The organism is Psychromonas aquatilis, assembly GCF_038155185.1.
Classification (GTDB): Bacteria; Pseudomonadota; Gammaproteobacteria; order Enterobacterales; family Psychromonadaceae; genus Psychromonas; species Psychromonas aquatilis.
Map to the genome: position 1 here is coordinate 1 of NZ_JBAKAZ010000040.1, position 10359 is coordinate 10359.

Consider the following 10359-nt stretch of genomic DNA (forward strand, 5'->3'; position numbering starts at 1 on the left):
CTGCGAAAGCGGAAGAAAACCTTAATTTAATGTCCGGAATTAGTTGACCACAACAAACGGAGGCTAAAAAAGGAGTCGCAGAGCTTCTCCGCCCATGAGACTAAGCTTACGCTTAATTCGCCCACCGCCCCAAAGTCAAAACAAGTCCCCTGAAAGTGAGTAGCACTAGCGTTAATAAATGGGTGAGTAACTATCTAAGCGAAAGCCTGGAAGCGATGAAAAGTATGTGATTTAGGGATTGGATGAAGCTGACCGGTTAATTTTACAGACTGGTATAACCAGCTGAAAGTGTAGCGCGAATGAGGGAGTAATGTATTTGGGGGAGGTTTATTTAAGCAGAAATACTAATCAAGCTGGAAAAAATGGTCTCATTTAACAATGCAGCTAAGCATCATTAAATGAGACCATTTATAATAAATGTGACGTTAAGCTAAATACGTTTTAGCTGCCTTTTCTACATTGTGCATCTCATCCAATAGCTCTAATAGCTCTGGCTCTAATGATGTCGGTTGAGCGCCATTTTTTAACTCTTTCTCAATTAAGTTGGCTATATTTTTTAGCTTAGGTACGCCACTATAACTACAACCACCATGCAGTTTATGAATATTTTGATAGAACGATGCATTATCAGCATTACCTTCAATGGCTTGGTTTAGCATCACGCGAATACCATCAAACTCTTTTATTAGCATACCTAGCATTTCCTTTGCTAAATCTTCTTTTCCGGCTGCTTGTTGTAATGCAAGTTTATAATCAAATGAAGCTGTGCTATTCGCTTTAAGCTCAAGTTTTTTAACTCTTTGCTGAGCTTTACTTTGTAACTCTTTGGCGTCAGGAGCCCATTTATTGATTAGGGTTTGTAAAGCACCTTCATCAATCGGCTTAGCTAAACAATCATCCATTCCTTTTTGCAAGAATTGTTCTTTTTCGCCGGGTAATACATGGGCGGTCACGGCAATGATCGGAGTCATTTTATTGATTGAGTCATGTTTTATTTTTTTACAAGCACTAACACCATCAAGTACAGGCATTTGTATGTCCATAAAAATAAGATCAAAAGGTGTTTTTTTAGCATACTCATAGGCTTCTTGGCCATTTCTGCAGGTGATAACGGTATCGACTCGATCAGATAACATCGCTGAAATTAGCTTTAAATTAGCTCGGTTATCATCAACAGCCATGACCTTAATATCTTTACGTATTATCTTGGTGGCGGTTTGCACTCGCGCTGGTATATTTTTATTTGATACCAGTGCATTAGCAAAGTTTTTATGATTGATAGGCTTGCCTAAGCAGTGTGTGATGCCGGTCTCCATTAACTGCTCAAAGGTGCTAGGGTCACTGCAATTTATTAATGTAATGATATTATCAGTATGCTGTTTTGCTTGTTCTATTTTTGATAATAGTGGCGTTAAGTCGGTGTTATCGCTGTGCCCAATCACAATACAATCATATGATTTATTTAACGATTGCTGCCATTGTAATTCGGTTTCAGTGATCGTTGACTTGGTTTTCCATTGCGTGAGTAGTTGTGAGCAAGAGCGAACTGCATATTCATTACTTTCATAAGCCAAGACTTTACGGTCGGCTAGCTTATCGAGTGGTAAAGAAATTAAAGGTGCACGCTGGCTTTTTTCAATAATAATAGTAAACCAGAACGTTGAGCCTGCATTAGGCGTGGAAATAAGGTCAATTTCACCATTCATTTCTCGCACTAATTTTTGAGTGATAACTAACCCTAAACCTGTGCCGCCGTATTGCCTTGTAATACTGCTATCAGCTTGGCCAAATGCTTTAAATAACTGTGCTTGCTGTTCTTTAGACACACCAATACCGGTATCAGAGATAGTAAATTTCAGTTTAATCTCTTGTTCTTCAGCATTTTCAAGCTTATCACGCTCAATTTTAACTTGAATATTGCCTTTCTCGGTAAACTTAACGGCATTACCAATTAAGTTGGTCAGTATTTGCTGTAAGCGCATTGCATCGCCAGTCAATTCTTGAGGAACATCTTGTTCAACAATCATATTCAGCTCTATGTTTTTCTCATGGGCACTTTGAGCAAGAAGGTGCATGGTTTCATCTACACTTTCTCTGATATCAAAGGGAATAAATTCAAGCTCTAATTTACCCGCTTCAAGTTTAGAGAAATCAAGAATGTCATTAATAATGTTTAATAAGTTGGCCGCAGAGCGTTCAATAGTTTGTAAATAATCTACTTGGTTATTGGTTAATTGTGTTTTTAGCAGTTGTCTTGCAAAGCCAATAACACCATTTAACGGGGTTCTTAATTCATGACTCATATTCGCTAAGAATTCAGATTTCACTGACGCCGCTTGTTGTGCTTCTTTACGTGTAATATCCAGCTCAATATTCTGCACTTCCATTTGATCTAATGTTTCACGCAGTTCGCTGGTGGCTAAGTCAATACTGTCTTGCATCTCTTCATGGTGTTTAGACATCGCGGCGGCCATTTCATTAATACCATGTTGTAGTAAGCTCAGTTCGCCTGTGTATTCGCCTTCAACTCGAGAATTTAAGCGACCAAGACTTATTTTTTCTACAACTGACGCCATTTCTGAGATAGGGGCTGTGATTTTTTTAGCTTGTCGAAAAGCAAAATAAACACTGCCTGCAATGCCTAACAAAAGTATTAATAATGAGAAACCTGCATCTCGATAGAATAATAATTCGACTTGTGTTCGGTTGATCTCTAATGCCACATAACCGACGACTTTTCTCGGCTGATCAAAGGTTAATTGATATTCTAAATAGTTAGTTTCATCGATGATTGGACTGTGCACGATAATACTATCACCCAATGTTTTTACTTCGGGCAAATCAGGAATAGGCTGGCCTTTGTCTAATCGTAATAGATTGTAGTCTCGATGATAATTACTGATCACAAACAGTTCATTGTCTGCGGTGAAAATAGCAATACTTTTAATAAGCGGGCTATTTTTGCGGTGGGTACTGCCAATCAATCGACGTAAAATGGTCCGCGTTTCATCTTGCATTCCATATTCACTGGCTATTGAAAGTGCATCGGCAATGTTAAGTGCTCTATCAACGAGAAATTCATCGGCTTGTTGAAAGCGATGGAATGAAAAGTAACCTGCTAAAATACCACCGATCAGCACAGTCGGTAAAATTGTATAAGCAATAACTTTTGCACGTAAGCCATATTTAGTCATAAGGTGATATCTAATTTAAATGAATGATGGATGCTAGGTGTTCAATATTAATGTTACTTTAAGATACCTTGTCAGGCTAGCGTAGGCTGTAAGTAATTAAAATATACGTATTTGCATAATTATCAGATACCTAGCTATCTTAAGGTTGATTAAGGTGGTTTTTGATGTTTTTAAATTGACCAGCAAGCTATTTTATATTGCTCTGTTGCTCAGAGTTGTTATTTTGCTGACTTTGTCGCTTGAAGTATCATCAGTATATGTGACAATAGCGCATCGATAAACCTAATTGCTATCATCGCATAGCTTACTTCACCTGTGAAATATTTATGGCTCAATTCTTCAAAGCATCATCTACAAATAAACAACATAATAAAATAATCAAACAGTGCGTGATTGAAAAACTCGATCATCAAGGGCGTGGAATGCTTTTTCATCAAAATAAGCCGATGTTTGTTGAGGGTGGGTTAGTTGGTGAAGTCGTAGATGTTTCTGTAGATGAGAATAAAAAACGCTATAAAAAAGCCAGTATCCTAAAAATACAACGTAAAAGTGATCTTCGTGTTGAGCCAGAGTGTAAACATTACCAAGAATGTGGTGGCTGCCATCTACAACATATTGAGCAAGCGACGCAAATTGAAGTGAAACAGCAAGGGTTGAGTGATTTATTTGCGCGTTTTGCTAAACATAGACCAAGCCAACTAGAAGCAACATTAACGTCTGATGCTTGGCATTATCGACGTTGTGCTCGTTTTGGGGTGATTTATGATAGAAAAACTAAAAAAGTACAAATGGGTTTTCGTCGCTCTGCGAGTAGCCAATTAATCAATCAAGAAATGTGCTTGGTATTAAAAGAAGAGTTATCAGATCTTATTTTACCGATTAAAAGCTTATTAAACTCACTACAGGGTAAAATGGATTTAGGGCATATTGAATTGCTGAAAGCGGATAATACGATTGCTGTATTACTGCGTCATTTAAAACCTTTATCTAAGCAAGATATCGGATTAATTCAAGAGTTTGCTAACGTTCATGCTTTGCAGTTTTATGCGCAAAGCAACCCAACGACTATTTCCTGTTTAACTGAGCAGAGTCAATTAAGTTATACACTGCCAGAGCAGGACTGTACCTTTGAATTTAATATCGACGACTTTGTACAAGTGAATGGCGCAGTTAATGAAAAAATGGTGCAGCAGGCAATTAATTGGTTGGAACTAAGCAGTACAGATTGTGTCTTAGATCTGTTTTGTGGTCTAGGCAACTTTAGCTTACCTATCGCTAAACAAGTCGAAAAAGTCGTGGCTGTTGAAGGTGTTCAAAAGATGGTGCAACGCGGTACTGATAATGCCCAAAAGTCTCACCTTAACAATATTCAGTTCTTTCAAGCTGATTTAAGTGATTTGAACTCATTAAAGGCAGACTGGGCAAAACAATCTTATAATAAAATTTTACTTGACCCGGCACGAGCTGGTGCTGCTGAATGTATGGACTTTGTTGCAAATCAAAAGCCATCTCATATTGTTTATGTATCCTGCGACCCAGTTACATTGGCGAGAGATAGTGCATTGCTTTTAGCTAAGGGCTATAAACTGACTAAATTAGGGTTAATTGATATGTTTCCACAAACCGCACACATGGAATCAATGGCACTTTTTACTAAAATCAGTCATAATTAAATACTTATTTGGTGGTAATATAGAGGTCGATAACGATAAAAGTATACGAGTTAAGTATGATAAGCGCCCAGTGAAATAAATAGCTCGTTTCAGTTCTTCATTCATTTTAAATATAGGTTTTCATATTTCACTATCGCTGGTTTAGTTTTTTGGAGTATTAGATGGTTTCAGTTCGCGATACACATTTTTTTCATAGCGCATTAAATGACCCTGAGAAATGGGTAACGACATTCGGTTTAAGTAAACAAGATCAAAAAAACTTATTTGATAATTACCATAAAGTGATTGATTTATGTGATTCAGAGCAGCAAGTAGAAGCGTTAAAATTAGGTTGTGAGATGGTTGAAATCCTAGTCACACTTAATATGGATATGGATACCTTAAACGCCGCATTAATTTTCCCGTTATTAGCGCAAGAGGTATTAAGCACAGAAAAAGTTGAAGAGTTATGGCCGAAGCGCATTGCAAAACTAGCGAAAGGTGCGATGGAGATGGAAGGTATTCGTGCTCTACAGGATCGCGGTGGCCAAAGTAATGTCGTTTCTCAAGTTGATAATTTACGTCACATGTTATTAGCGATGGTAGAAGATGTGCGAGCGGTGGTGATTAAGCTTGCTGAACGAATCTGCTACTTGCGTCAAGTTAAAATTGCCGATGAAGAAACTAAAGTACAGCTCGCCCACGAAATATCTACTATTTATGCACCACTAGCCAACCGTTTAGGGATTGGTCAATTAAAATGGGAATTAGAAGACCTTTCTTTTCGTTACCTGCAAGCAAAAACCTATAAAACCATCGCAAAACAGCTAGATGAAAAGCGTATTGACCGCGAAAACTATATCCATCACTTTGTAGAAACGGTTAAAGCTTCCCTGACTGAAATGAATATAGAGGGAACAGCATACGGTCGACCAAAACATATCTACAGTATTTATCGAAAAATGCAAAACAAAGACCTTAAATTTGATGAGCTATATGACGTTAGGGCTGTGCGTGTTGTGGTTGAGAAATTGCAGGATTGTTATGCGGCTTTAGGTGCGATTCATACAAAATGGCGTCATATTCCTCGTGAGTTTGATGATTACATTGCCAACCCTAAACCTAATGGTTACCAATCTATTCATACGGTTGTATTGGGTGATGGTGGAAAGCCCGTAGAAGTTCAGATTCGTACACAGCAAATGCATGAAGATTCTGAGTTAGGGGTAGCAGCGCACTGGAAGTATAAAGAAGGTAGTGCTGGTGGCAAGTCAGCAAGTAATTATGAAGAAAAAATTGCTTGGTTAAGAAAGTTACTTGCTTGGCAAGAGGATATGAAAGAAGGTGATGACTTGGTTGAAGAAATTCGTAGCCAAGTTTTCAATGATAGGGTTTATGTGTTTACGCCTAAAGGCGAGGTCATCGATTTACCAGCGGGATCGACGCCACTTGATTTTGCTTATTATATTCATAGCCAAATAGGGCATCGTTGTATTGGGGCAAAAGTAGCTGACCATATCGTGCCTTTCACTTATCAATTAAAAACTGGCGATCAAGTTGAAATATTAACTCAAAAAGAGCCGAACCCAAGTAGAGATTGGTTAAATCCTCAACTTGGTTATATCAACGCTCCTCGTGCACGTCACAAAGTAGCAAGTTGGTTTAGACAGCAAGATAAAGAAAAAAATGTCATTGCCGGACGTGAATTATTAGAGGTTGAGTTACTTAAAGTCGGTCTTAAATTAACTGATATCACACCAGCTATTTCGCGTTTTAATGTTGCAACTGCTGATGATATCTGCGCTGGGGTGGGTAATGGCGATTTAAGAATTAATCAGCTAATACACTTTTTAGATGGGTACCATCATAAACAAACGCTTGAAGAGCAAGATGAAGCAGCCTTATTAGAGCTGAAAAGCAAAGTACAATCCGCACCAAAAAATTCAGGTAAAGACATTATCATCGATGGTGTTGGTAATTTGATGCATAACATTGCAAGGTGTTGTCAGCCTGTTCCAGGTGAGGAAATTGCGGGGTACATTACACAAGGTCGCGGTATTTCTATTCACCGTAAAAATTGTGAGCAACTCGCTGATTTAGCAGAGGCTCATCCTGAGCGGATCACAGAAGCAAATTGGGGAGACTCTCAATCTTCTGCTTATACTTTGACTTTACGCTTGATAGCAGCGGACAGAAAAGGTTTGTTAAAAGATATTACAACCTTAGTCTCTAATGAGAAAGTGAACCTGATGGGCGTTAGCAGTCAAACCAATGCTAAAACCATGACTGCTACAATTGACCTTTATTTAGAAGTAGAAAATAACAAAGAAATCAGTCGATTACTGAATAAATTTAAACAGTTAAAAGATGTTTCTGAAGCACTTCGTTTATAAGTCACTTTAACCACCTTCTAAGCAATTAAGTTTAGAGGGTGGTTAAATAAAGTCCACCGGGTCGACATCAATTGACCAACGCACTTTTCGCCCTTCGGGTAATTTTTCAAAATGTGTTAATGCAATATTCAAGGTTTTAGTGATCAAGACTCTCTGTTCACTTTGGATCAATAATTGAAAACGGTATTTTCCTGCACGTCTTTCCATTGAAGCGGCTATTGGCCCCAACACTAATAAACGATCACTGTACTTATTAACTTCTGCAATTTGATTAATAGTTTGCTTACATATGGTTAAGAAGTTTTCTGCTTGTGTGGCATTGAGTGATTCTGCACGTATTAATGCTTGATAAGAAAAGGGCGGTAACTGTGCCATTTCTCTTTCTTTTAATGCCGTTCGTGAAAAGTCACCATAGCCATTATTAACTAATTCTTGCAATAAGGCATGTTCAGGGTGAAAGGTCTGTAGTACTACCTGGCCTTTTTTTTCAGCTCTGCCGGCTCTGCCTGCAACTTGAGTGAATAATTGTCCTAAGCGCTCACTTGCTCTAAAGTCGTTACTGAATAAAGCGCCATCTACATCAACTAAAGCCACTAATGTTACATCGGGAAAGTGATGTCCTTTGGCGAGCATTTGTGTTCCTAATAAGATTTTATATTTACCGGCATTAATATCATTTAAATATTCATTAAAGCTTTCTTTTTTACGTGTATTATCACGGTCTATTCTAATAGTTGGGTATTCTGGTAGTAACTGCTTTAGAGTTTCTTCTAATTGCTCTGTGCCAACCCCGGTTGAGTGTAGATTAGTTGAACCACAATCATGGCATTGTTGTGGTACTGGATGCGTCGCCATGCAATGGTGACAATGTAAATAATTGGCACTTTTATGGTAAGTGAAAAAGGCATCGCATCGCTCACATTTTGCTAACCATCCACATTCATGGCAAATCAATACTGGCGCATAGCCTCGACGATTCAGAAACAAAATAACCTGGTTACCTTTGGCTAAATGTTGTTTCATTAAATCGATCAGCTGTGGTGACAACCCTGACTTTAAAGGTAAGCCCGTTAAGTTAATTAAATCATTTTTAGGTGGTTTAGCATTACCAGGGCGATGGGTTAAAAATAAATGCTGGTAACGACCAGAAATGGCATTATTTAAAGACTCAAAAGCAGGGGTTGCAGAGCCTAAGAGAATGGGAATGTTTTGTTGTGAAGCACGCTTAATCGCAAAGTCACGAGCATGATATCGAAAACTATCTTGTTGTTTAAAAGACGCATCATGTTCTTCATCTAATATGATTAACCCTAAGTTTTTAAAGTCGCTAAAAATAGCACTACGGGTGCCAATAACAATGGCTGCACTACCTTGTTGTGCATGTAACCATGTTTCTAATTGTTGTTGTTCGTTTAAGGCCGAGTGTTTAAGGTAAATAGGCACATTAAAGCGGGCTTGAAAACGTTTGATAGTTTGTGGTGTTAGGCCTATTTCAGGGACAATGATTAAAGCCTGCATTCCTCGTGCTAACACGGCTTTTAGTATATTTAAATAAACCTCTGTTTTGCCGCTGCCGGTGATCCCCTCTAATAAGTAACATTTAAACGTATCAAGTTGTTGAGTCACACTGGTGATCGCGAGTGCTTGCTCAGTGCTTAAGGTCGGCTTTTCTTGTTGCTCTTGCAGTGTGCTTACCCAATCAACTTCTGTTTTAGGTAATTGATCGTAGCGTTTTACTAACTTTTTTTCATGCAAGCTGTTTAAGGTAGCTCGACTGACGCCGAATTCTTTTAACTGCTCATAAGAAAGGGCTGACTTTTGTAATAAGGTTATTGCCTGTAATTGTTTTTTAGCACGACTCAATAATGTTAAATCGATATCAGCTCGCTCTACTTCCCAAAATTCTTTCGTTTTAAAAGAAGCTTCTTTTCCTTTACGTAATAAAGTTGGGATCGCTTGCTGAAAGACATCTCCAAAGGGGTGTTGATAATAAATAGAAGCCCAGTGTAATAATTGTTGTAACTGTTTACTGAGTAATGCTTCTTTATCAATAAGCTGAGTAATACCTTTAAGCTTTTCAATGGCAAAGCTTGATTCATCAGGTATTGCTGTTATGACGCCAATCTGTTTGCGATAGCCTCCACCAAAAGGTACTTCTACACGACAACCTATTAATGTACTTAAATCCGCTGGTGCATGACGTGGATCGAGTAAGTAGTCAAATTGTTTATGCAGAGGAATAGCGAGTGCGACTGTACATATTATTGGTTTGGTCATAAGTTACAATTTTAGGTTAGAGAAGTTTAAGAAAAGTTATTGTAACCTGTTTCTCGAATCTCTTGTATTTTTGCTAAAAAATATTAGTTTAAAGTTAATTAGGCTATTTAATCCCTTAATGAAATGTTAGTGGGGTTTGTCCATGTAATTGTTAAATAAAGGTTTTTACGGTGTTTGGGGGAGGGGATAAAAAAGTTGTAATCGGCATTATAATTTTACTAATTTTAAGTTGTACTTTTATTGGGCATTGCTATACAATTCGCAACCTGAAATTTAATGATAAATACGTGTGGTACTTTGTTGAGTGAAATAATTCATTCAAGCTGAGCAGCGACACGGCCTAAAATAAGGTTTTCCAAATGAAAAACGAAACGCATCCAGAATACAAAACAATTACGGCTACTTGTTCATGTGGTAACGTAGTTAAAGTTGGTTCAACGCTAGCTAAAGAAGAAATCACTTTAGATATCTGTTCAGCTTGTCACCCATTCTACACAGGTACTCAACGTGTTGTTGATACTGGTGGTCGTATTGACAAGTTCAAAAAACGTTTTGGTGCTTTATCTTCTAAATAAGATACGGGCAACGTTTTTAAAAAGCACCCTAGGGTGCTTTTTTTGTTTCTTAAATTTGAGTTTAAGAGAATAAGTAGGCGAAAGATCAGTTTAATAAATGGCCTATTGCTTCAAGGTAATGCCGTATTGAAGTAAATTATTCGCTTATCTATTAATAACGTAACAATTTTTTATGATTTTGGATGCACTTAACACTTAAAACAAGTTAATGAATATAGAGCTCAACAAATAGCTATGATAACAATCTATTTATTCAGGGTTGAATTCG

The 10359-nt window shown here is 37.8% G+C and carries 5 protein-coding genes; 3 read left to right on the plus strand and 2 right to left on the minus strand.

Features of this window, described 5'->3' with window-relative positions; translation table 11 throughout:
• Nucleotides 1-425 precede the first annotated feature (425 nt).
• A complete protein-coding gene (gene barA, locus V6256_RS10755; protein ID WP_341598213.1) occupies nucleotides 426-3194 on the minus strand; it encodes a two-component sensor histidine kinase BarA in 2769 nt (922 codons plus the stop codon).
• Between the two features lie 326 nt (nucleotides 3195-3520).
• Between barA and rlmD the strand changes: the two genes are divergently transcribed.
• A complete protein-coding gene (gene rlmD, locus V6256_RS10760; protein WP_341598214.1) occupies nucleotides 3521-4867 on the plus strand; it encodes a 23S rRNA (uracil(1939)-C(5))-methyltransferase RlmD in 1347 nt (448 codons plus the stop codon).
• Between the two features lie 161 nt (nucleotides 4868-5028).
• Nucleotides 5029-7239 carry a GTP diphosphokinase gene (gene relA / locus V6256_RS10765; protein ID WP_341598215.1) on the plus strand — a complete coding sequence of 737 codons (2211 nt, stop codon included), beginning with the start codon at nucleotides 5029-5031 and terminating at the stop codon, nucleotides 7237-7239.
• A gap of 42 nt (nucleotides 7240-7281) precedes the next feature.
• On the opposite strand, the gene priA is transcribed toward relA, so the two are convergent.
• Nucleotides 7282-9516, minus strand: coding sequence for a primosomal protein N' (gene priA / locus V6256_RS10770; RefSeq protein WP_341598216.1), 2235 nt, complete (start codon nucleotides 9514-9516; stop codon nucleotides 7282-7284).
• A gap of 359 nt (nucleotides 9517-9875) precedes the next feature.
• On the opposite strand from priA, the gene rpmE reads away from it, so the two are divergent.
• Entirely contained in the window at nucleotides 9876-10091 is a 216-nt protein-coding gene (rpmE, locus tag V6256_RS10775) for a 50S ribosomal protein L31 (protein WP_341598217.1), read from the plus strand.
• The last annotated feature ends 268 nt before the right edge of the window (nucleotides 10092-10359 follow it).